The organism is Streptosporangium pseudovulgare, assembly GCF_014648055.1.
Lineage (GTDB): Bacteria > Actinomycetota > Actinomycetes > Streptosporangiales > Streptosporangiaceae > Streptosporangium > Streptosporangium pseudovulgare.
Map to the genome: position 1 here is coordinate 159,216 of NZ_BMQJ01000009.1, position 19,964 is coordinate 179,179.

Annotated in this window: 22 protein-coding genes and 1 tRNA gene; 8 read left to right on the top strand and 15 right to left on the bottom strand. The window is 71.0% G+C overall.

Translation table 11 applies throughout. The annotated features are described in order from the left end of the window. Window positions 1–41 precede the first annotated feature (41 nt). The 3 genes from IEZ10_RS19135 (at window position 42) to IEZ10_RS19145 (ending at window position 2,418) form a co-directional block, all read left to right on the top strand. Window positions 42–683, top strand: coding sequence for a hypothetical protein (locus tag IEZ10_RS19135; RefSeq protein WP_189247872.1), 642 nt, complete (start codon window positions 42–44; stop codon window positions 681–683). Next, window positions 680–1,336: a hypothetical protein gene (locus IEZ10_RS19140; RefSeq protein ID WP_189247873.1), complete on the top strand. Its 657-nt coding sequence runs from the start codon at window positions 680–682 to the stop codon at window positions 1,334–1,336. The genes IEZ10_RS19135 and IEZ10_RS19140 overlap by 4 nt, the downstream gene beginning before the upstream one ends. 317 nt (window positions 1,337–1,653) lie before the next feature. Further along, window positions 1,654–2,418: a hypothetical protein gene (locus tag IEZ10_RS19145; protein WP_189247874.1), complete on the top strand. Its 765-nt coding sequence runs from the start codon at window positions 1,654–1,656 to the stop codon at window positions 2,416–2,418. Between the two features lie 115 nt (window positions 2,419–2,533). Here IEZ10_RS19145 and IEZ10_RS19150 read toward each other — a convergent pair whose 3' ends face one another. From IEZ10_RS19150 to IEZ10_RS19190, 10 genes are all read right to left on the bottom strand, one after another. Next, a complete protein-coding gene (locus IEZ10_RS19150) occupies window positions 2,534–3,829 on the bottom strand; it encodes a hypothetical protein (protein WP_189247875.1) in 1,296 nt (431 codons plus the stop codon). 278 nt (window positions 3,830–4,107) lie between these two features. Next, complete coding sequence (locus IEZ10_RS19155) at window positions 4,108–4,404, bottom strand: DUF1416 domain-containing protein (protein WP_179819916.1); 297 nt, start codon at window positions 4,402–4,404, stop codon at window positions 4,108–4,110. Beyond that, a complete protein-coding gene (locus IEZ10_RS19160) occupies window positions 4,404–5,243 on the bottom strand; it encodes a sulfurtransferase (protein ID WP_189247876.1) in 840 nt (279 codons plus the stop codon). The genes IEZ10_RS19155 and IEZ10_RS19160 overlap by 1 nt, the downstream gene beginning before the upstream one ends. A gap of 15 nt (window positions 5,244–5,258) precedes the next feature. Next, window positions 5,259–5,654, bottom strand: a complete 396-nt coding sequence (locus IEZ10_RS19165; RefSeq protein ID WP_189247877.1) for a DUF4395 domain-containing protein — start codon at window positions 5,652–5,654, stop codon at window positions 5,259–5,261. Between the two features lie 60 nt (window positions 5,655–5,714). Beyond that, window positions 5,715–5,798, bottom strand: coding sequence for a putative leader peptide (locus IEZ10_RS40420; protein ID WP_355638486.1), 84 nt, complete (start codon window positions 5,796–5,798; stop codon window positions 5,715–5,717). Between the two features lie 161 nt (window positions 5,799–5,959). Beyond that, window positions 5,960–6,385 carry a thioredoxin family protein gene (locus tag IEZ10_RS19170; protein WP_189247878.1) on the bottom strand — a complete coding sequence of 142 codons (426 nt, stop codon included), beginning with the start codon at window positions 6,383–6,385 and terminating at the stop codon, window positions 5,960–5,962. Window positions 6,386–6,560: 175 nt separating this feature from the next. Further along, the gene (locus tag IEZ10_RS19175) at window positions 6,561–7,448 is read right to left on the bottom strand and encodes an anti-sigma factor family protein (protein WP_189247879.1); all 888 of its coding nucleotides are present in this window, start codon (window positions 7,446–7,448) and stop codon (window positions 6,561–6,563) included. Continuing rightward, a complete protein-coding gene (locus tag IEZ10_RS19180) occupies window positions 7,445–7,957 on the bottom strand; it encodes a sigma-70 family RNA polymerase sigma factor (RefSeq protein ID WP_179819927.1) in 513 nt (170 codons plus the stop codon). The genes IEZ10_RS19175 and IEZ10_RS19180 overlap by 4 nt, the downstream gene beginning before the upstream one ends. 121 nt (window positions 7,958–8,078) lie before the next feature. Further along, a complete protein-coding gene (locus IEZ10_RS19185; protein WP_189247880.1) occupies window positions 8,079–8,759 on the bottom strand; it encodes an LmeA family phospholipid-binding protein in 681 nt (226 codons plus the stop codon). Window positions 8,760–8,893: 134 nt separating this feature from the next. Then, on the bottom strand, window positions 8,894–9,145 hold the full coding sequence (locus IEZ10_RS19190) for a MoaD/ThiS family protein (protein ID WP_189247881.1): 252 nt from the start codon (window positions 9,143–9,145) through the stop codon (window positions 8,894–8,896). A gap of 207 nt (window positions 9,146–9,352) precedes the next feature. On the opposite strand from IEZ10_RS19190, the gene IEZ10_RS19195 reads away from it, so the two are divergent. Beyond that, window positions 9,353–10,066: a response regulator transcription factor gene (locus tag IEZ10_RS19195; RefSeq protein ID WP_189247882.1), complete on the top strand. Its 714-nt coding sequence runs from the start codon at window positions 9,353–9,355 to the stop codon at window positions 10,064–10,066. A 195-nt stretch (window positions 10,067–10,261) separates the two neighbouring features. Here IEZ10_RS19195 and IEZ10_RS19200 read toward each other — a convergent pair whose 3' ends face one another. Then, window positions 10,262–12,073, bottom strand: coding sequence for a bifunctional metallophosphatase/5'-nucleotidase (locus IEZ10_RS19200; RefSeq protein WP_189247883.1), 1,812 nt, complete (start codon window positions 12,071–12,073; stop codon window positions 10,262–10,264). Window positions 12,074–12,202: 129 nt separating this feature from the next. On the opposite strand from IEZ10_RS19200, the gene mshD reads away from it, so the two are divergent. Continuing rightward, complete coding sequence (gene mshD, locus IEZ10_RS19205) at window positions 12,203–13,261, top strand: mycothiol synthase (RefSeq protein ID WP_189247884.1); 1,059 nt, start codon at window positions 12,203–12,205, stop codon at window positions 13,259–13,261. A 119-nt stretch (window positions 13,262–13,380) separates the two neighbouring features. Here mshD and IEZ10_RS19210 read toward each other — a convergent pair whose 3' ends face one another. The 3 genes from IEZ10_RS19210 to dcd all read right to left on the bottom strand — a co-directional run bounded on the left by IEZ10_RS19210 (window position 13,381) and on the right by dcd (window position 16,156). Further along, complete coding sequence (locus IEZ10_RS19210) at window positions 13,381–14,385, bottom strand: inorganic phosphate transporter (protein ID WP_189247885.1); 1,005 nt, start codon at window positions 14,383–14,385, stop codon at window positions 13,381–13,383. After that, complete coding sequence (locus tag IEZ10_RS19215) at window positions 14,386–15,003, bottom strand: DUF47 domain-containing protein (RefSeq protein ID WP_179819942.1); 618 nt, start codon at window positions 15,001–15,003, stop codon at window positions 14,386–14,388. Between the two features lie 577 nt (window positions 15,004–15,580). After that, window positions 15,581–16,156, bottom strand: a complete 576-nt coding sequence (dcd, locus tag IEZ10_RS19220; protein WP_189247886.1) for a dCTP deaminase — start codon at window positions 16,154–16,156, stop codon at window positions 15,581–15,583. Between the two features lie 120 nt (window positions 16,157–16,276). On the opposite strand from dcd, the gene IEZ10_RS19225 reads away from it, so the two are divergent. Together IEZ10_RS19225 and IEZ10_RS19230 are read left to right on the top strand one after the other, a co-directional pair. Next, window positions 16,277–16,350: transfer RNA gene (locus IEZ10_RS19225), tRNA-Gly, on the top strand. A gap of 684 nt (window positions 16,351–17,034) precedes the next feature. Beyond that, complete coding sequence (locus IEZ10_RS19230) at window positions 17,035–17,667, top strand: hypothetical protein (protein WP_189247887.1); 633 nt, start codon at window positions 17,035–17,037, stop codon at window positions 17,665–17,667. A 256-nt stretch (window positions 17,668–17,923) separates the two neighbouring features. Here the strand turns inward: IEZ10_RS19230 and IEZ10_RS19235 are convergent, their stop codons facing one another. After that, window positions 17,924–18,217 carry a hypothetical protein gene (locus IEZ10_RS19235; protein WP_189247888.1) on the bottom strand — a complete coding sequence of 98 codons (294 nt, stop codon included), beginning with the start codon at window positions 18,215–18,217 and terminating at the stop codon, window positions 17,924–17,926. A 347-nt stretch (window positions 18,218–18,564) separates the two neighbouring features. Here IEZ10_RS19235 and IEZ10_RS19240 point away from each other — a divergent pair, with 347 nt between their 5' ends. Continuing rightward, entirely contained in the window at window positions 18,565–19,857 is a 1,293-nt protein-coding gene (locus IEZ10_RS19240; RefSeq protein ID WP_189247889.1) for an NsdA family TPR-like regulatory protein, read from the top strand. Window positions 19,858–19,964 lie beyond the last annotated feature (107 nt).

Genomic DNA, 19,964 nt, shown 5'->3' on the forward strand with positions numbered 1-19,964 from the left:
GTGTCGAACGACATGAAGATCAGCGATTACCATCCTGTGCCATGACGTCTCCCCCCGGCGGCGCGGCGGCCCGACGGCGTCGCCCGATCGCGGTGCCGGTCGCCGCGCTCGTCGCGGCCACCGGCCTGGGGATCACCGCGGCCCTCGGCGGCCTCGACGAGGCGCCCGACGACCCACCCAGGCGGCTGGGGCCCGGCGCCGTCCTCGACCAGGGGGAGTTCACCACGAGGTTCGTGGAGTCCCGCACCACCGTCCGGCCCGGCCGGTACGGCGAGCCGGACAAGCGGTACCTGGAGATCGTGTTCCAGGTGACCAACAAGGGGGACGAGACCACCGGCGTGGGAGCGCCGGGGCAGGGCGGGAAGCCCGGCTACTTCTTCGCCGGGTCCCTGCTGAGGATGACCCCGGAGATCAGGAGCGACTTCGGCCCCGACGTGTCCGTCCAGGCCGACGGCGTGCCCGGCAAGCAGCTGCACCCGGGGATGGAGTCCACCGTCGTGGTGCGGTACGAGCTGCCCGAGGGGCGGCGCCCGCCCGGGCAGGTGCGGCTCGACGTCGGCACCTTCGAGCACGCCGAGGGGTTCACCCAGGAGGTCGGCTGGCTCCTGGCCAAGGACGACGACGGGCCCCCGGTCGTCGCCGCGCAGGTCACCCTGCCCGTCCGGCGGAAGGCGGCCGGGTGATGGTCAGGCCGGCCCCCGGCCGGTGGCGCAGGCTGGGCGGTCTGCTCGCCGGGGCGGCCCTCGCCGCGACGGCGGTCGCCGCCCAGTCGTTCGCCTTCTCCCGCGACGACCACAGCGGCCCCCTCACCTGGACCGGCGGCCTCGGGGAGACGGTCACCGCCTCGCGGATCTCGGTGCGGGCGGAGGGGGTCCACGCCGCCAGGACCATCGAGGCCGGCACGTCCCCGGGCGCCTCGTCCGGCGTCTCGTCCGGCACCTCTTCCGGCACGGCGCAGCGGGCCACCACCAAAGGGATCTTCCTCGTCGTCGACCTGGCCGCGACGTCCACCCGGGTCCCGCAGCGGATCGCCCCGCCGGTCCTCCTGACGGAGAGCGGACGCCGGTACGCCGCCACCGACAAGGTGAACGGCGACCTGACCATCACGGGCCCCTTCATCCAGTGGGGCTGGTGGACCAGGAGGGTCGCGGTCTTCGAGGTCCCGCCCGCCGAGCTGGCCGGGGCCCGGATCGTGGTGCATCCGCAGGAGGGGAACGGAGCGCTGATCGAGCCCTCCGCCCCCGAGGTGGAGATCGACCTCGGGCTGGACGAGGCCGCCGCGGCGCGCCTGGTCTCCACGGCGAAGGACGTCCACACGCTGGCGGGCAAGCCGTGACGGCGCCTCCCGGCGGCCGGGACTCCGGCGGCTGGTTCACCCCGCGCGCCCAGGACGCCCCTCCCCACGGCCCCCGGTCCGCGGCGCCGGTCCCCGGCCGGGGACCGGCGTCCCCCGGCCCGGCGGCGCCCACACCGGCTCCCCGTCCGGGCGGCCCGGGACCGGCTCCGGCTCCCCGTACGGGCGGCCCCGGACCGGCTCCGGCTCCCCGTACGGACCGCCCCGGACCGGCTCCGGCTCCCTACCCAGGCGACCCCGGGCCGGCCCCTGCGCCCCACCCGGGTGGTCCCGGGCCCGCCGCCGGCGGGGCGCCCTGGATGTCCGGTGGGCACCGTGCCTTCCCCGACCGCCAGGTCTGGCCCCCCGTGGCCCGGGACGAGCCGGGGGGCGCCTCCACGCAGCCGTTCCCCGCGGTCAGGTCGGCCCCGCTGCCCCGGTCCGCGCCGCCGCCCGGCCCGCTGGAGATCCCCGGGGCCGCGCGCGGGGACCTCCCCGCGCCTCCCGCCCCCGCCCGGCGTCCGGCCCGCACCGCGCTCCGGGTCACCGCGGCGGTCCTGGCACTGGCCGTGGCCGTGGCCGTCCCGACGTGGGACGGGTACCTGACCTACAAAGACGCGCGGCCGGACGACCGTGTCCACACGTTCGCCGCCGGCCGGACCGCCACGTTCCAGCATGTCTCCTGGCAGGTGGCCGTGGAGGAGTCGGACGGCCTGCCCGGCGACCGCCCGCTGGAGCCGGACCGGCGGTGGCTGAGGATCAGGCTGACCCGGACCGCCCTGGACCCCGAGGGCGTGATCCGGCGCGGCATCCCCGACGTCGAGGTGCGCCACCCCGACGGCCGGTCCTGGGTGGCTCAGATCACCGAGGACGACGTCCCCCTCGACGCCGCCGAGCACAGGGTCGGCACGCCGTACCACTACGACGTGCTCAGCCTGGTGCCCAGGGCCCTCGCCCGCGAGGTGTCGGTGTGCGTGCGTCCGAGCTCCTTCCGGACGATCGAGAACGAGTCCTTCGAGGACTCGATGAAGCGCACCGCGCGGGAGAGCGAACTGAACGACAACGTCCTCTGCTTCAGGCGCTGACGACCTCACCGGCCTCCCGTTCCGCCGGGGGCCGTCCGGCGGCCGACGGCCCCTCGGACACTCCCCGGACACCCCCGGACGCCTCTCCGACGCCTCTCGGACGCTGGGAAGCGCCTCAGGCGCCGACGGCCTCGCCGGTCTCCCTGGCGCGGGTGGCGGCGATGTCGAACGTCGCCGCCAGCAGGCAGATCGTCAGCGTGTCGACGACGAGGTCGCGCAGGACCGACGCGGCGGCACCCCACGCCACCCAGCTGAAGGGCTCCGGGTTGCCGATCAGCATCTTGACGCCCTGGGTGGCGTGGTCGGCGCCCACCCGGACGAGCACGTAGCACAGGCAGAACATGCCGAACAGCGCGGCGCCCCCGCGGGCGGCGAGCCGGAAGGCGTTCACCGGCGGCACCCAGCGCTCCTGGAACCCGGCCGTCATCCGCGTCATGGTGGACCGGGTGAGGGAGTGGGTCCGCTCCATCCGTCCGGCCACGGTGTCCAGCCGGGTCCCCCGCACGACCGACCTCGTGTCCTCGGCGAACGCGCCGTAGACGAGCGCCGCGACCGTCAGCCAGGTCAGCGGCCCGATCAGCGCGTCCACGACGTACGGCCAGACCTCCCCGATCCGGGCCGCGATCTCCTTCCAGCCCGGGACGTTCTCCTCCAGCCACTTGACCTGGTCGCCGAGCGCGTCGACGACCACCCGTTGGGACAGCCAGTCGGAACGGGCCTGGACGAGGGTGAACATCGCGTTGATGCCGTAGAACGCGAACGCCAACTCGAAGAAGGCGGCCAGCATCCCGCTGCCCCTGACCCTGCCCTGCGCGTGCCACCAGCCGAAAAGCCCCCTGAGCAGGTAGGCGGCCACGGCGATGGCGATGGAGAGCCGGACGTCGAGGGCGATGAGGCCGGTCCCGGTGGTGGACTCCTCGCCGGTGAGCGGCCGGAGCAGCAGGTCCTCGCCCGCGTTGCGGGTGCGGTCGAGGGCGACGAACTCCCTGGCGTCCTCGACGTGGAAGCTCCAGGCCAGGTAGATGGTGGCGAAGACCAGCGTGGCCCGGTTGAGCGCGCCGAACAGGCTCTCGTCCGCCTCGTCTCCGGCCCGCCGTACCCGGATCTCCCGGAGCGCGCCGCGCACCGAGTGCAGCATGCCCACCGTGACCACGAGCTCGTTCAGCACGATCAACGTGAAGATCAGCATCGTGACGACGAGCCGCACCTGCCGGTGGTCGCCGTGGGAGACCTCGGTGCCCGCCCACATCAGGCCGGCGCGGACGGCCCGCCCCGCCGAGAACCACAGCACCAGCGAGGCGGCGCGGGACCCGAATATCCGCAGCGCGTGGAGGGGGAGCGAGTACGCCGTGGGCGCGGCCGGGGCCCGGCCGACGGCCCGCGGCGGCGTCGGGGCTGACGTCTGAGGCATGACAGGCGTTCCGGGCACCCGACGAATCGTAGCGATCGGCGTCGCCGGCCGTACCGGACCCACACGCCCGTCCGGGACCCGGGTTCGGCGCCGGCCACCGGGAGCCCGGCCCCGGGCGGCATCCGAGCCGGAACGGGAGCCCGGCCCTCTCGCGGGGAACGCCGGGAACGCGAGAGGGCCGGGAACGCGAGAGGGCCGGCGCCCCCTCGCGGGGAACGCCGGCCCTCAGAGCCGTGACGCGGGCCGGACGGGCCGGCCGCCGGAACGGGTCCGGACGGTCAGACCGTCACGCTGAGCTGGGTCACCTCACCCAGGCGGGCCTGGGCGGGGATGTCCTTGGTGACGCCGCCGCCCGCGATGATGCGGACGGTCCAGTCACCGGGAGCGGCGAAGAAGCGGAAGACGCCCTCGTCGGACACCACGACCTCGCCGGTGAACTCGCCGGAGTGGTCCAGCAGGCGCGCGTACGCGGTGCCGGCGCCGGAGACCACCCCCTGGATGACGGCCTGGGTCGAGAGGTCGATCCCGGCCGGAAGAGCAACAGTCTGCTCCGGAGCAGCGCATCCGTCAGTCATTATCGGGCCTCTCCCAGTTCGATCGGCACGCCCACGAGCGAGCCGTACTCGGTCCACGAACCGTCGTAGTTCTTGACGTTGGCCTGGTCGAGCAGCTCGTGCAGCACGAACCACGTGTGGGCCGAACGCTCGCCGATGCGGCAGTAAGCGATGGTGTCCTTGCCGAAGTCGACGCCGGCGGCCTCGTAGAGGGCCTTCAGCTCCTCGTCGGACTTGAAGGTGCCGTCGTCGTTCGCGGCCTTCGACCAGGGGATGCTGCGCGCGGTCGGCACGTGGCCGGCGCGCTGCGCCTGCTCCTGCGGGAGGTGGGCGGGGGCGAGCAGCTTGCCGGTGAACTCGTCGGGCGAGCGCACGTCGACCAGGTTGAGCTTGCCGATCGCGGCGACGACGTCGTCACGGAAGGCGCGGATCGAACCGTCCTGCTCCTGGGCGCGGTACTGGGTGGCCGGACGCTCGGGGACGTCCTTGACCAGCTCGCGCGACTCCAGCTCCCACTTCTTGCGGCCGCCGTCGAGGAGCTTGACGTTCTCGTGGCCGTAGAGCTTGAAGTACCAGTAGGCGTAGGCCGCGAACCAGTTGTTGTTGCCGCCGTAGAGGACGACGGTGTCGTCGTTGGAGATCCCCTTGGCGGACAGCAGTGCCTCGAAGCCCTCGCGGTCGACGAAGTCGCGGCGGACCGGGTCCTGGAGGTCGGTCCTCCAGTCGATCCGCACGGCGCCCCGGATGTGACCCTTCTCGTATGCGCTGGTGTCCTCGTCGACCTCGACGAGAACGACACCGGGCGTGCCGAGGTTGGCCTCGACCCAGTCGGCGTCCACCAGTGTGGCGGAACGGCTCATGGCAATCCTCCGGAATTATCTTGCAGGCAGTGATCGGCGGATGATCAAAAACATCTCGCAGCCGAGGCAGAAGCCGAAGACGGCGTTGAGAAAGGCGGCGAAGAGGGCCGCGGCGGTGGCGCCGAGGGCCAGCGGCGTGATCCGTGTGATGTATCCGACCAGGGCCGCCAGGGTGAAGGCGAGGCCGATCCCCTGCGCGAAGCGCGGCGGGGCGGCGTCCTCCAGCACACTGGGCGGGCTCTTCACTATCCCTTTGAAGACCATCCCGTACGGCGACGCTCCGAAGACGCCCAGCCCGAAGACCACGGCCTGGGCGGCGAGCAGCCACGTGCTCCCCGTGATCAGGACGATCGCGAGAACGGCGGTCGTCACGGTCGCGGCGAAACGGAGTGCTCTGGGATCGACGTGCATCGCTCGATGCTCCCCAAGGGTGTGCGGATCGGCGCGGCGCGGGGCCGCTTGAGATCGCCCTTAGGAAAAGCGACAGAGCGCGGTGGTCACGCGGCAGAAGTCGACCGCGCGCCGCTTCGTCAGCAGCTCTGTCGTCAGGATCATACGAACGAGATTACCCCGACGTCCCGCCCTCTGTCACATCCCCGTCCAATTCGTGAGACATCCATGTTCGGCGGACGGGAGAGTCGCGGTCCGGAGGATCACGGTTCGGAGATCACGGCTCGGAGGCCCCGGTTCGGAGACCACGGCTCGGAGGACCCGGTTCAGTCGCCGACGGCGAGTCCCAGGGCCCCGATCACGTCGGCCTTCCTGGGCTGTCCGGAGGCGCGTCTCACCACGCGACCCGATCCGTCGAGGACCAGCACGGTGGGGGTGCGCAGGATGTTCAGCGCGCGGACGAGGTCGAGCCGCGCCTCGGCGTCGATCTCCACGTGCGCCACGCCGGGCACCATCCCGGCGACCTCGGCGAGGACCCGGCGGGTCGCCCGGCACGGCTGGCAGAAGGCGCTGGAGAACTGCACGAGAGTGGCCCGCTCCCCCAGCTCCGCCGCGAGCTGCTCGGACGTCAGGCGTCCCATGTCGCCTCTCCTCCCGCCTCCCGTGTCGCGCGGCACGGCGCGCCGCCGCAGCACCACCCCGGTCAGCGTCGCCAGGGCGAGCGTGACGAGCAGCACCGCGAGTCCGGTCACGGAGCCGACAACGCGCCGCCGGCGGCGGTCATTCCCGTCCGCCCGGGGCCTTCCGGGGAGGCGTCCCGGATGGGCGGAGGACGGCGGGACACGGAGGGGAGGGCACGAGGGGCCCCGCCCCGGCCGGACGCCGCCCGGAGCGGGAGGCGTCCGGCCGTCGGGCAGATACCGGCCGTCAGCGGGGGGCGAGGCGGAGCAGCACCCTGCCGCCGGCGACGACCTCGAACCGCTCGATGTCCTCGGGCCGGAGCGTCGTGGTCCCGGTGACCGCGCTCCCGGCGGAGACGCCGGGGTTGCCGTGGACGGCCCGGCCGACGGTCCACTCGGTGACCGTCCGGCGGACGCCGTCCGCGCCGACCGCCACCAGGCGGCAGCGGGTCCCGCCGGGCACCCCGGACAGCGTGACCGTGACCGCGCTCGGCGCTGCGCCCCGCTCCGCGCCCGCCGACGCGGCCGGTCCCGCGCTCGGTCCGGCGCTCGGTCCGGCGCCCGCCGTCACCGTCACCGTGGCGTGGGCGGCGCCGTCGCGACCCTCGAACTCACGGCCCTGCGGGGCCTCCAGCAGGATCCTGACCTCGCTCTCAGGGTTCTCGGACGGCGCGGAGCGCTTCGGCGCGGCTTTGCCGTACCCCTGGTCCCGCAGGAGGGTCCCGCTCCGGGAGGCTTCCGGCCGGGACTGCGAGGCCGCCGGAGCCGCGGCCGGACGGTCCGCGGCGGGCTGCCCGGCGGTCATCCACACCGTCCCGCCGATCCCGACGACCACGACCGAGGCCGCCACGGCGAGCAGCGCCCGGGCCGTCCGGCGCTTCCTGGCCCTGTCGTCGTGCAGCCGCTCGCTGAGCAGCCGGTCGAGCACCACCCGGGGCGGGCTGACCGCCTGCGCCACGTCCTCCTCGGCGACCCGGCCGAGCAGGGCGGCCACCCCGCCCAGCTCCTCGGCCTCCGTCCGACAGGCGGCGCACTCGGCGAGGTGCGCCTCCACGAGCACCCGTTCCTCAGGATCCAGCGCCCCCAGCGCGTAGACGCCGAGCGACATCCGGACCTCGTCACACATCATCATCATGGCGCGAGCCCCCGCTCCTCCAGCGCCAGCTTCAGCGCCCGAAGCGCGTAGTACGTGCGCGACTTCACCGTTCCGGCCGGCACGCCCAGCGTTTCGGCCGCCTCCTTGACCGATTTCCCCCGGTAGTAGACCTCGGCCAGCACCTCACGGTGCTCGGGCCGCAGCGTGGCCACCGCCTCGGCGACGGCCCACGACTCGACGGCCCGCTCCAGCTCGTCGTCGGCGGGCAGCACGGCGAGCGCCTCGTCCCCCGTCTCCGGGGGACGCGCCTTGCGCGCCCGATGCTGGTCGACGACGAGGTTGCGGGCCACCGTGAACAGCCACGCCCGGATGGGACGGCCGCTGAGCGCGTCGGGATGCCGCCAGGCCCGCAGAAGCGTCTCCTGCACGACATCCTCCGCTCTCCCCGGATCGCCCGTCAGCCGCAGGACGTAGCCGTAGAGTGGCCCGCCGTGTTCGTCGAAGAGCGCCCTGACGAGCTGCTCGTCGGCGGTTCCGGCTCGGCTCACACCCCCATGACGTACGGCGGGGCGGATCGGTTCGGGCACCTCTCCAGTCGACCACGGAAACCGACCGGCTCCGGACGCCTCTCCGGCCGGCCGCAGAAGACGACCGGCCGGGGCGGCCGGGTCAGCCCTGGAGGGGGACGTCCGTCGCCTCGCCGGAGATCCGCAGCCCCTCCGGCACGACGTTCACGCCCGTCACCTTGAGGTTGAACGGCAGGTTCCGGAGCGGGATCCGGTAGGAGATCGCCTTCTCGGCGTTCGGCACCGGGATGCCGCCGGCCAGGGTGACCTTCTCCGGGGCGATCCGCAGCCCGTCCCCCTCGACCCCGATCCTCATCCTGGCCTCCGCGGCCACCTTCCGGCCCAGGACGGTCAGCTCGCCGTCCACCTTGAGGGCGTCGCCGTCCACCGCGACCTTGAACCCCTGCGGGGCCCTGCGGTTCAGCGTGTCCAGCGAGACGATCGCGGTCCCGGCGACCCGGTCGGCGCGGACCTTCACGTTGCCGCCGTCGAGCACCAGGTCCCGCAGCGGGGCGGTGACCCCGTAGAGGGTGAAGTCGACGCCCGCCAGCCGGATGCCGGAGATCTCCAGGGCGCCGGTGGCGACCCGGACCTCGTCGTACCGCCCGGAGATCGCCTGGGTCAGGAAAGGAATGCCCTTGATATCCACTTCGGGTGGAGAGGCGAGGTCGTACTCGGCGGTCGCCCTGGTGGCGATCTCCCGCTCCACCCCGGCGGCCGCGACCCGGTCGAGGACGCCCACGAGAACGAGCAGCACAATCAGAAAAGCGGCCAGCTTACGCATCCGACTCCCTGTCCGTCCCCGGTTCCGGCCCGAACGCCATGGCGGCGTCCCCCGGGTAATTTCCCGGGAAACACCTCATCATTACCAGGTGTGTGACGTTTTCGGCCTCTTGTCGCCGGGGCGGAGCCCGGCCGTCACCCCCCGGCGAAGGGCGGGAGCACCTCCACCGTCGCCCCTTCGGGAAGCGCGACGGCGTCGTGCGCCCGCAGCCCCACCGGGTCGCCGTCCACCAGGAACGACGACCTCCTGACGACCCGGGCCAGCGGTTCGCGGCCCGCTGTGACATCCGCCACGAGATCGGCCAGGGTCTCCGCCTCGAAGGGCTCCTCGGCGACGCCGGCCGCGTCCTTCGCGGCGGCCCAGTAGCGGATCACACCTTTCGCCATCTTCTGACCAACTCCTTCGAAACACGCATGGTGACGGCGTCGTCACGGGTAACTCACCGGATGTAACCGGTGTTCATCAGGTGGACGGCCGCTGGTTCCTTCGACCCCGTGGGCTATCCTCACCTACTACGGGACCTGGGCGACGTAGCCCCCGGGTCCTTTACGTGTTTGTACGGCTTTTCGCCGCACGACGCGGAAGGAGGCACTGTGAGCAATCTGCTGCTGCTCACCAACGCCCTGGAGCCCTCTGCGGAGGTGCTCCCGGCGCTGGGGTTGCTGCTGCATCCGGTCCGGGTCGCCCCCGCGGAAGCGTCCGCCCTGATAGACGCACCACCCGCGGACGCCGTGCTGCTCGACGCGCGCCGCGACCTCGTCCACGCCAAGAGCCTGTGCCGGCTGCTGCGGACCACCGGCATCACCTGCCCGCTCCTCGTGATCGTCACCGAGGGCGGGCTCGCGGCGATGACCGCCGAGTGGGGCGCCGACGACGTCGTCCTCAACACCGCCGGCCCCGCCGAGGTCGAGGCCCGGCTCCGGCTGGCCGTGGGCCGGCTGAACCAGGCGGCCGCCGAGGAGGTCCCCGACGAGATCCGCAACGGTGACCTGACGATCGACGAGGCCACCTACACCGCCCGGCTCCGCGGCCGCGCGCTGGATCTGACCTTCAAGGAGTTCGAGCTCCTGAAGTATCTCGCCCAGCACCCCGGGCGGGTCTTCACCCGCGCCCAGCTCCTGCAGGAGGTCTGGGGTTACGACTACTTCGGCGGTACCCGGACCGTGGACGTCCACGTCCGGCGGTTGCGCGCCAAGCTCGGCGCCGAGTACGAGGCGCTGATCGGCACCGTGCGCAACGTCGGGTACCGCTTCGTCCCCGAGCGGGGCGAGGAGGCCACCGACAGGCGCGAGCCCGCCCACAATTGACGCGCTCCCCGTCCTGAGGGCCGGGGCACCGGCCCGCATTTCGTAGCGGCGCACGCGCGAGGACCTCGGAGGCGAGGGCCGGGGCCCGCCCCACGGGCTCCCGGGGCGCGGCGACGGGCCGCACGTGGCGGGCCCGGGTGCCGGGCCGCCCCCCGCGCGCGCGGCGGGAGGCGGCCGGTCGAGCTTCGCGCCGGGTCAGGGCGCGACGGTGATGTGGTTCGGGACCGGCGGCGTGATCGTCCCGGCCGCGGTCAGGTAGGCGGTGAAGGCGTCGATGTCGAGCGGGCCGCTCCACAGGTCGGTGCCGGCCGTGAAGCCCTGGAACGTGTCGCCGCCGCCGACGAGGAAGTTGTTGGCGGCGACCCGGATCGTCTGGGTGTCGGTCACGGCGACACCGTCGATCTTCATGTCGGAGACCTTCGAACCCCACGGCGCGCTCGTGCTGTAGGTGTAGGTGAAGTTCGACGACGGCTGCAGGATCTTGGTGAACGGCTGGGCGTTGGGCCCGCCGGTGAACTGCTGCTCCAGGACGGTCTTGAGCTGGGCTCCGGTGAGCGTGACGACCTGCATGAGGTTGTTGAACGGCTGCACCGTGAAGGCCTCGCCGTACGTCACGACCCCGTCGCCCTCGTCGGCGGGGGAGCTCGCGTAGCTGAGCGAGGCGCGCACGCCGCCCGGGTTCATCAGCGCGATCTGCGCGTTGCCGCCGGTCTTCGTCGCGGCGAGCTGGCCGTCGGCGATGAGGTTGCCCAGGGGCGACTCCCCGGACGGGGCGGCGGTGTTGACGATGTCAGCGGTGATCTTTCCGATCGGCCTGTTGGCGATCTGCGAGACACGGTCCTTCCACGTCTGGACGAACGTGGAGGTGTCCTCGTCCGGATCCACGGTCCGGGTGACGACCTGGTTGTCGGCCGCGACCGTGGAGCGCACGACGTCGCGGGTGCGGACGTCCACCTGGAAGTCCACCTTGGTGATCACCCGGCCGAACGAGCCGCCCTGGCTGAACAGGCGCTTGCCGCCCGCCGGGTCGGTCACCTGGCACAGGTACGCCTGGTGCGAGTGGCCGGTGAGGACCATGTCGATCTGGGGGTCCACCTGGGTGGCGATGCGGGTGCCGGCGCCCGGCTCGGCGCTGCACGAGTCGGGCGACTTGCCCGCGGCGACCTGGTCACCCTCGTGCACCAGCACGACCTGCGCCTTGACGCCGACCAGCGACAGGAGCTTGGAGGCGACGTTGGCGGCCTTGACCTCGTCGATGAACCGCAGGTCCTTGATGCCCTCGGAGGTGACGATGCCGGGGGTGCTCTGGGTGACCAGGCCGATGAAGCCGATCGGCACGCCGTTCATCCAGCGGATGGCGACCGGGGGCAGGGCCGGGATGCCGTAGTCCTTCAGCAGCGATCGCAGCGAGGCCGGGTTCCCCGCGCCGAAGGCGGCGAGCGCCTGCTTCTCGGCGGTCCCGGTGGACTGCTTGAACAGGACGTTGGCGCCGAGGTAGTCGTACCGCGCGCCCTTCCACCGCCCGGCGGGCGAGCAGCCGTCCACCGGGTGGCAGCCGCCGTACATGATGCGTCGCAGCTCGCCGTATCCCTCGTCGAACTCGTGGTTGCCGACGGCCGAGGCGGTGACGCCGAGCCTGCCGAGGAACTCCACCGACGGCTCGTCGTGGTAGGCGGCGGAGATCAGGGGGCTGGCGCCGATCAGGTCGCCCTGGGCGACCTTCAGCGTGTTCTTGTCGGTCAGCTGCGCCATGTGCGTGGCGATGTAGGCGGCGCCGCCGGCGTCGACGGTGGCGCCCGTCTCGTCGACCATACGGCCGGAGGACCCGGTCGGGGGCTCCAGGTTGCCGTGGAAGTCGTTGAGGGCGAGCAGGCGGACCGGCACCGTCTTGGCGGGCCGGTCGGCCGCCTGGGCCGACCCCGCCTGGGCCGACCCCGCCGCGAGGGCGAGGCCACTGCCGGCGAGGGCACCGGCGAGGGCCAGCCGCTGGAGGGAGCGAGACATCATGACCCACGACCCTAAAACGGCAATCTATGTAAGCAATGTCCAGGAGGTAACGATTCACCCCGCCGGAAGTGGGTGATTCAGCCGGTCCGGACAACCTTCCCGTTCCGGGCTCCGCCTAGAGTCCAGAGCATGAACGTGCGTGTGGAACAGCGAGGAAGGCTCGGCGAGGCGGAGGTGGCCGCCGTCATGGAGGTGGTCGCGGCCGCCACGGAGGCCGACGGGGTCAGGCCGCTCAACGAACACGTGATGCTCCATCTCCGCTACGGCGGCGACGACCGGGCGGGAGCCGTGCTCCTCTACGACGGGGACGTCCTCGCGGGCTACGCCCACATCGATCCGACCGACCCGGTCGAGGGGCCGAGCGGGGAGCTGGTGATCCACCCGGCGTTCCGGCGGCGCGGCCACGGACGGCGCCTGCTCGCGGCCGTGCTGGAGCGGACCGGGGGGCGGCTGCGCCTGTGGGCGCACGGCGGGCACCCGGGGGCCGAGGCGCTGGCCACGTCGGCGGGGTTCGGCAGGGTCAGGTCGCTGTGGCAGATGCGCCGCCCGCTGACCGAGCCCCTCCCTCCCTTCGAACTGCCCGCGGGTGTACGGCTGCGCACGTTCGAGCCCGGCTCCTCGGACGAGGAGGCGTGGGTCGCCCTCAACGCGAAGGCGTTCGCCCACCACCCCGAGCAGGGCACGTGGACGCTCGACGACCTGCGGCGGCGCGAGCATGAGCCGTGGTTCGACCCGGCGGGCTTCTTCCTCGCCGAGCGGGCGGCCGAGGAGCCGCCGGGTGGGGAGGCCGGCACGCCGGGCGACGGGCCGTACGGCGGGGCGGCCGACGGGCCGGGCGCTGAGCCGTACGACGGAGCAGCCGGTAGACCGGGCGCTGAGCCGTACGACGGGCCGGCCGGTGGGCGCGCCGGGGGCGGGCGGCTGGTCGGCTTCCACTGGACCAAGGTGCACGGCGACGGCGACCACGCGCACGACCCGATCGGGGAGGTGTACGTGGTCGGCGTGGATCCGGACGAGCAGGGCGGCGGGCTGGGCAGGGCGCTCACCCTGGCAGGCCTCGCCCACCTGCGCTCCCTGGGCCTTTCGCAGGTCATGCTGTACGCCGACGAGAGCAACGTCGCCGCGGTCCGCCTCTACGAGAAGCTGGGCTTCACCCGGTGGGACGTCGACGTCATGTACCGCAGGTAGGGCACCGCCCGGCCGCGGAGACCGTGAAGGCGGTGGAGCGGAGGCCGTGAAGGCGGTGGAGACGGCGGAGCGCCGGCCGGGACGTCCCCGGCCGGCGCTCAGTTCGACCGCTCGATTCGCTACTCGACCAGCCAGTGGACCGCGAAGTAGCACACCGCGGCGACGGCCGCGGCGGCGGGGATCGTGAGGATCCAGCCCATCACGATGTTGCCCGCGACGCCCCACCGCACCGCCGACAGGCGCTTGGTGGCGCCCACGCCCATGATCGCGCTGGTGACCGTGTGCGTGGTGGAGATGGGGGCGCCGAAGCCGATGGCCGCGGTGTAGAGCACGGAGGCCGCGGCGGCCTCGGCGGCGAAGCCCTGCGGGGGCGTGAGCGCGATGATCCGGCGGCCGAGCGTCCGCATGATCCGCCAGCCGCCGGCGTAGGTGCCCAGCGAGATGGCGGCCGCCGCCGAGAGGATCACCCACTGGGGGATCGGGTCGCCCTCGTGCTGGAACCCGCCGACGACGAGCGCCAGGAAGATGACTCCCATGGTCTTCTGCGCGTCCTGCAGGCCGTGGCCCAGGGCCATGGCCGCGGCCGAGACCGTCTGGGCGTGCCGGAAGCCCCGGTTCGTCTTGGCCGGCTGGGAACGGCGGAAGCCCCAGAGGATGCCGATCATGACGATCGCCGCCAGGACGAAGCCGATCAGCGGCGACAGGACCATCGGGATGACGACCTTCTCGATCACGCCGTCCCAGTGGACGACGCTCGACGAGGCCAGGGCCGAGCCGACGAGGCCGCCGATCAGCGCGTGGCTGCTCGACGAGGGCAGGCCGAAGTACCAGGTGATGAGGTTCCAGGAGATCGCCCCGACCAGCGCGGACACCACGATCACCAGGCCGTGGACCCCTTTGGGGGCGTCGATGATGCCTTTGCCGACCGTCGCCGCCACCTGCGTGCCCAGATGGGCGCCCAGGAAGTTCATGGCGGCGGCCATGAACAGGGCGGCCCGGGGCGTCAGCGCGCGGGTCGAGACCGAGGTCGCGATCGCGTTCGCGGCGTCATGGAAGCCGTTGGTGTAGTCGAACGCCAGCGCCACGGCGACCACGCCGATGACGAGTACGAGCGTGAGGTCCACTTAGCTTTCCTTGACCGCGATCGACTCGATCGTGTTCGCCACGTGCTCGAAGGCGTCGGCGGCCATCTCCAGCTGGTCGATGACCTCCTTCATCTTGAGAACCGTCAGCGCGTCGTACTCCCCGCCGAACAGCTTGGCGAGCAGGCGCCGGTAGACCTGGTCGGCCTGGTTCTCCAGACGGTTGATCTCGATCCAGTACTCGTTGAGGTTCCGCATCGAACGCAGCCGCGGCATGGCCTCCGCGGTCAGCTCGGCTGCGCGCTCCAGGACCTCCACCTGGCGGACGACCTCTTTGGGGAGGTGGTCGATCTGGTACAGGCCGATGAGGTCGGCGGCGGCCTCCATGTAGTCCATCACGTCGTCGAGGTTCGACGCGAGGCGGTAGATGTCCTCGCGGTCGAAGGGCGTGATGAAGCTCTCGTTGAGCCGGTTCATGATCGCGTGAGTGCGCTCGTCACCGGCGTGCTCACAGGCACGCATCTTCTCGGCCAGGGCGTCCCTGTCCGATCCGTCGCTGATGATCTCGACCAGTAGACGGGACGCTGTGACGAGGTTGTTCGCCGAGTCGGCGAACAAGTCGTAGTAGCTGTCCTCACTAGGCGTGAGACGCAGGCGCACGTCGTTCTCCAGATGTGCGGGGATGGTCCGCAGAGAAGGGTACGGGTTACCAGCGGAAATCCGAACTTCACCCAGTAGACGCCTACTCTTCCAACTGCCGCTGCCCGGTGTATACCTGGCGGCACCCTTCCGGAGGAAGCCTTGGGCTCATCTTTCCGATGACCGTTTTGCTGGTTTTGGGCCATATTACGCCGAGCGGGGGCCGGCAAGAAGGACCGCCAGCTGCGGCTTGACCCGCCCGCCACGCTTTCTTCTCCCCGTGCACGCCCTCCCCCGCCCCCCGAGCGTAGGCGAGCCCTCCCACCTGCGATGACAGGGCCCCGGTCATCCAGGGCTTTCGGACGGCGACCGTGATTTCGGTCACTCCGTCACTCGAATACCTCATTCCCCGTCAGATCGAGTGGATCTCTATGGCCTCATGTTCATCTGATATTCACTTTGCGTTCACTTTCCGGGGGCTTCGCCGTACCGTTGCCTCCTGCGGGCCGCCCGGCCCGGACCGGCGGTCCGGGCGCCCCGGTCCGGGCCGAGCGGGCCGGGCGGTCCGGCTCGGCAGACGGCCCCCGGTCCGGGTCGCTCAGATCGAGGTCCGGTGGAAGTTCAGGTAGGAGCGGCTCGGCGTCGGCCCCCGCTGCCCCTGGTAACGCGAGCCGTACCGCTCCGAGCCGTACGGATGCGCGGCGGGCGAGCTGAGCCGGAACATGCACAGCTGGCCGATCTTCATCCCCGGCCAGAGCTTGATCGGCAGCGTCGCGACGTTGGAGAGCTCCAGGGTCACGTGGCCGCTGAAGCCGGGGTCGATGAAGCCGGCTGTGGAATGGGTGAGCAGCCCGAGCCTGCCCAGCGAGCTCTTGCCCTCCAGCCGCGAGGCGATGTCGTCCGGGAGACTGACGACCTCATAGGTGCTGGCGAGGACGAACTCCCCCGGGTGCAGGACGAACGGCTCGTCGCCGTCCGGCTCGATCAGCCGGGTGAGGCCGGGCTGCTCGACCGCCGGGTCGATGTGCGGGTACCGGTGGTTCTCGAAGACCCTGAAGTAACGGTCCAGGCGCACGTCGATGCTGGACGGCTGGATCATCTCGGGGTCGAAGGGATCGAGCTTGACCCTGCCAGATTCGATCTCTGCGGCGATGTCACGGTCGGAAAGCAGCACGTGAGGCAACCTACCAACGCCACGCCGCCGGTCGCGCCGGGAAATCTCCTCCTCCGCGGACGGCGCAGACGGTGAGAGTGGTCGGAGTTTCCGCTACAGTGGTGGACGCGGCACACCGCTGCGGGTGTAGTTCAATGGCAGAACATCAGCTTCCCAAGCTGACAGCGCGGGTTCGATTCCCGTCACCCGCTCCACCCGAAAGGCCCAGGTCAGGGAGCACTCCCCGACTCGGGCCTTGTTTGTTCTCTGAGCTGTTCGATCTTCGCGGGCCGTCAGGTTCCGGATCACCCCGCCACCGTCCCGGCTCCCTCATCCTCATCGCGCGCTTCGAGTCACCGGTCGATCGCATCCATGATCGCTCTGCCCGCACCGCGTACGGCACGCTGACAGATCATCACCGCCCGTACGTTGTCGTGACCCATACGGGCCATCAGATCCTTGGGCCCGGCATCCGGCCCGGCGGCGAGCTTGTCACCCGTGTGACGCAGATCATGGAAGCGTAGACCGGGCAGCCCCACCTCCCGGGGCGGTGTCCATGACCGCGACCTGCCACACCGGCTCTCCGGCATCGGAGCAAGAATCCAGATCATGACGTCAGAGGTTGCGAAGCTACGGCGTTGGAGCGGCATCGCCCTGATCATCCTGGCCCTGATCTGGTTACTGAATGGCTGTTCGACATAGGGACGATCTTGTCCCTGCTGGTCGTCCTCGCCTTCATCACGAGCGACTAGAACGGCCCAGCCTTGCCTCTCAGCGCGCCGGCATCCGTCTTGCCGCGCCGAGTGCGGCGGCAGCACAGAGGGCAGATGCAGAGGCGGCTCGTGGTCACGAACGACGATCGTAAGTGGCGGTGATCCGGCTTCCTCTAACCTGCCGCCGTGCCCACCGACATTTACGGTTTCATTGAGGCTCGTCACCCGTCCGCCGCTGAAGAGTGGTACGAGGGAGAGCCGTGGCCAGTGTCCATGCCCCTCTATCCGCTGTACGACGGCGATGACCACGTGGCGTTCGGTTGTCTCTTCGGCGTCCGTAACTGGCTCGGCTGGACCCCGGTCGCGGCCGGCCGCGGTTTACCGGCCGACGTGTCAGCGCATGTCCGTACCGATTACGAAGGCTCCGTGGGGGTTGATGTCGCCATGCATGGCTGCACGTGGGTCGCCTGGTCGGAGCTGCGTGATCTCGACATGTCCGCCCGCCCGGCCGCGCGCGGAATGCTTCAGGTCCGCTCAGGGCCGGGCTCCTCGACCCACCGCATCCACAGGTATCGAATCGATGACCGGTGGCCCAGCGAGATGGTCGAGCAATATGGCATGCCCCCTCTGGGAGGCTCGCCTGTCGAGGCACCGGCAGGCCGCTGGGAAGCTGCCGGAGCAACGCTTGAATACGGCCCGGTGACACGGCTGCACGCGCTGGGGCCGGGCACCGGGTGGGAACACGTCTTCGAGGTGATGCGAGCCCTGGCGGGGCGGTTCGGAGACGATGGCGTGCGACTGGTGGTCTGGTTCGATTAGGGGCCGATCATTCGATCGGATAGGCGTCTTCCAGCTTGTGCCGGTCGGCAGGGAGCAGGACCTCCACCAAGGATGGCGCGGCGGGCATGAGGCAGCCCCGGCAGGCAGGAGAGACAGGGGGAAGACGCGCGTACAGGAGGTGGGTCGCGCGACCATGCTCTACTGCCCGCCGGGGAGCCGGGAGGCACGGCGAGGAAGAGGTAACGCCCTTCCGGCCCCCTCCAACCGACGGACTCACCGCCTCGCCATGCCCGTCTCAGCGACCGACATAGTCGGCCAAGACCTGTGCTGCGCCCTGGAGATCACTCACCGGGTGACGCTTCTCCGCGGACTGCCAGGAGTAATAGGCCCCGCCGTACCCGACGAACACCCACACCGGAAGGCCGACCCCGCCGGGACGATGGACCATCAGAGCGCTGTCGTTGTCACGCAGCTCGGCATGGACCTTGTGCTTCAGCAGCTCATCGCGCAAACGAGTGAGCGCGAACGCCTCACGCTGCCGGCGCTGGTGTTCGGTGAAGGCCGCGGCGGCCTGCATGATCGGATTCATCCGACGCTCCCTCCGGCCCGGCCGCCCGCGAGGCAGTCTAGACATTCCTGTTCTCCGTACCTGTAATGGTCATCGCCGCTCTCGCCGAGGAGAAGCGCACGGCGCGAGCCGAGCGATTCGGCTCCACGTCCCGGTGCTCAGGGGCACGGACGCGTCGCGCCGCTTCCCTTCCAGCTGAGTCACCATCGCCATCTCCTCGTTGTGATCCGCGCTCCCTGCGGCGGAAGGCGGGCTGACGTACCGTGGTTGCTTGATGGCAAGTCCACCGGCAAATCGTGATCGCTAGGACCCCGAAAGGCCCCCCTTCTTTCCCCCTCTTGAGCCCCCAGCCGGGAGGAAGACCCGAGATGTCCGACAACATCCCGAATGTCCAACTCCGGGCCTGGCGCAACGAGCACCAGCTCACCCGCGCCGACATGGCCGACCGGATCAACGCCACCCCGACCGGCATCGCCGAGCGATTAGCGTGCGACGAGGAGCGGATCAGGCGATGGGAGGCCGGCGAGGTCTCATGGCCGCACACCTCCTACCGGCGCGCCCTCACCCAACTGACCGGCCTGCAACCCGAAGCCCTGGGGTTTCGCCAGAACCGGCGCGGCCAGGGCCGTCTGATCGAGGCGACGACCATCGTGCCTATGGACGCGCTCCGCGCCGAGGCCGACCTGTACGGGACCATGGAACTCGCTCAGCAGCTCCAGGCGTCCGATGTCGGAACCGGCACGCTCGAAGCGCTCGCCGAGGCCGTCGATCTACTGTGCCGGGCCTATCCGGTCGTTCCCGCCGCCACGTTGCGCGACCGGACACAGAAGCGCCTCGCGCAGATCACCCGCCTGCTGTCCGGCCGGATCACCCTCGACCAGCATCGCGAACTCCTGGTCATCACCGGATGGCTGACCGCGCTCTTGGGATGTGTGCATTACGACCTGGGCGAACGGGAGGAGGCCGAGACCGCCCGCCGTACCGCCTATGAGATGGGCCGCCAGGTCGGGCACGGTGAGCTCATGGGGTGGGCTTATGAGATGTCGGCGTGGTTCGCCCTGGTCGAAGGCCGTTATGAGGAGGTGGTCACCGCCGCCCGCATGGGCCAGGCCACAGCCGGCCAGTCCAGCGCCATGGTGCAACTCACCCTGCAAGAGGCCCGCGGCCTGGCCCGTATCGGCGACCGCCGAGAAGCAGACAAGGCCCTCACTCGCGGAGCCGACATCCTCGCCAAGCTTCCGCTCCCCACCAACCCGGATCACCACTTCGTGTTCGACCACGGCAAGTGGGTTTTCTACGCCGCCACCGCCTACACCTGGCTCGAAGATAATGACCGCGCCGAGGAGCACGCCCTGGAAACCATCCAGATGCACACTCGCACCGACGGCACCAGCAACGCCCCCATGCGCGTCGCCGACGCCCACATCGACCTCGGCATCATCCACGCCCGCCGCGGCGACCTCGACGCCTCAGTGGAGCAAGGCATGGCCGCCTTCGATATCGACCGCCGGTCCCTCACCGACCTCGTCCACCGAGCCGGCGACCTCGACCGCGCCCTACGCCAGCGCTACCGTCGCGAAGCCTTGGCCGAGGAGTTCCACGAGCGTTACGTAACAGCTCGCCGAGCTCTCACGAGCCGTCACCCGGAGCTCCTTGACTGATAAGCCAAGTGCTCCTATGGCCCGATGGGCTTAAAACGTGAAGGTTGATAACGATCCGAACACCCCGATATCCATCGAATCAAAGGGCTCGGCGCATAACTGTCACC

Excerpts from the sequence above, each read along its gene's own strand:
- IEZ10_RS19200 (WP_189247883.1), bottom strand. The coding sequence starts at position 12,073 with ATGATGTCTCGCTCCCTCCAGCGGCTGGCCCTCGCCGGTGCCCTCGCC.
- IEZ10_RS19145 (WP_189247874.1), top strand. The coding sequence starts at position 1,654 with ATGTCCGGTGGGCACCGTGCCTTCCCCGACCGCCAGGTCTGGCCCCCC.
- IEZ10_RS19135 (WP_189247872.1), top strand. The coding sequence starts at position 42 with ATGACGTCTCCCCCCGGCGGCGCGGCGGCCCGACGGCGTCGCCCGATC.
- IEZ10_RS19150 (WP_189247875.1), bottom strand. The coding sequence starts at position 3,829 with ATGCCTCAGACGTCAGCCCCGACGCCGCCGCGGGCCGTCGGCCGGGCC.
- IEZ10_RS19155 (WP_179819916.1), bottom strand. The coding sequence starts at position 4,404 with ATGACTGACGGATGCGCTGCTCCGGAGCAGACTGTTGCTCTTCCGGCC.
- IEZ10_RS19185 (WP_189247880.1), bottom strand. The coding sequence starts at position 8,759 with ATGCGTAAGCTGGCCGCTTTTCTGATTGTGCTGCTCGTTCTCGTGGGC.
- IEZ10_RS19160 (WP_189247876.1), bottom strand. The coding sequence starts at position 5,243 with ATGAGCCGTTCCGCCACACTGGTGGACGCCGACTGGGTCGAGGCCAAC.
- mshD (WP_189247884.1), top strand. The coding sequence starts at position 12,203 with ATGAACGTGCGTGTGGAACAGCGAGGAAGGCTCGGCGAGGCGGAGGTG.
- IEZ10_RS40420 (WP_355638486.1), bottom strand. The coding sequence starts at position 5,798 with ATGATCCTGACGACAGAGCTGCTGACGAAGCGGCGCGCGGTCGACTTC.
- IEZ10_RS19190 (WP_189247881.1), bottom strand. The coding sequence starts at position 9,145 with ATGGCGAAAGGTGTGATCCGCTACTGGGCCGCCGCGAAGGACGCGGCC.
- IEZ10_RS19235 (WP_189247888.1), bottom strand. The coding sequence starts at position 18,217 with ATGAATCCGATCATGCAGGCCGCCGCGGCCTTCACCGAACACCAGCGC.
- IEZ10_RS19240 (WP_189247889.1), top strand. The coding sequence starts at position 18,565 with ATGTCCGACAACATCCCGAATGTCCAACTCCGGGCCTGGCGCAACGAG.
- IEZ10_RS19175 (WP_189247879.1), bottom strand. The coding sequence starts at position 7,448 with ATGATGATGATGTGTGACGAGGTCCGGATGTCGCTCGGCGTCTACGCG.
- IEZ10_RS19165 (WP_189247877.1), bottom strand. The coding sequence starts at position 5,654 with ATGCACGTCGATCCCAGAGCACTCCGTTTCGCCGCGACCGTGACGACC.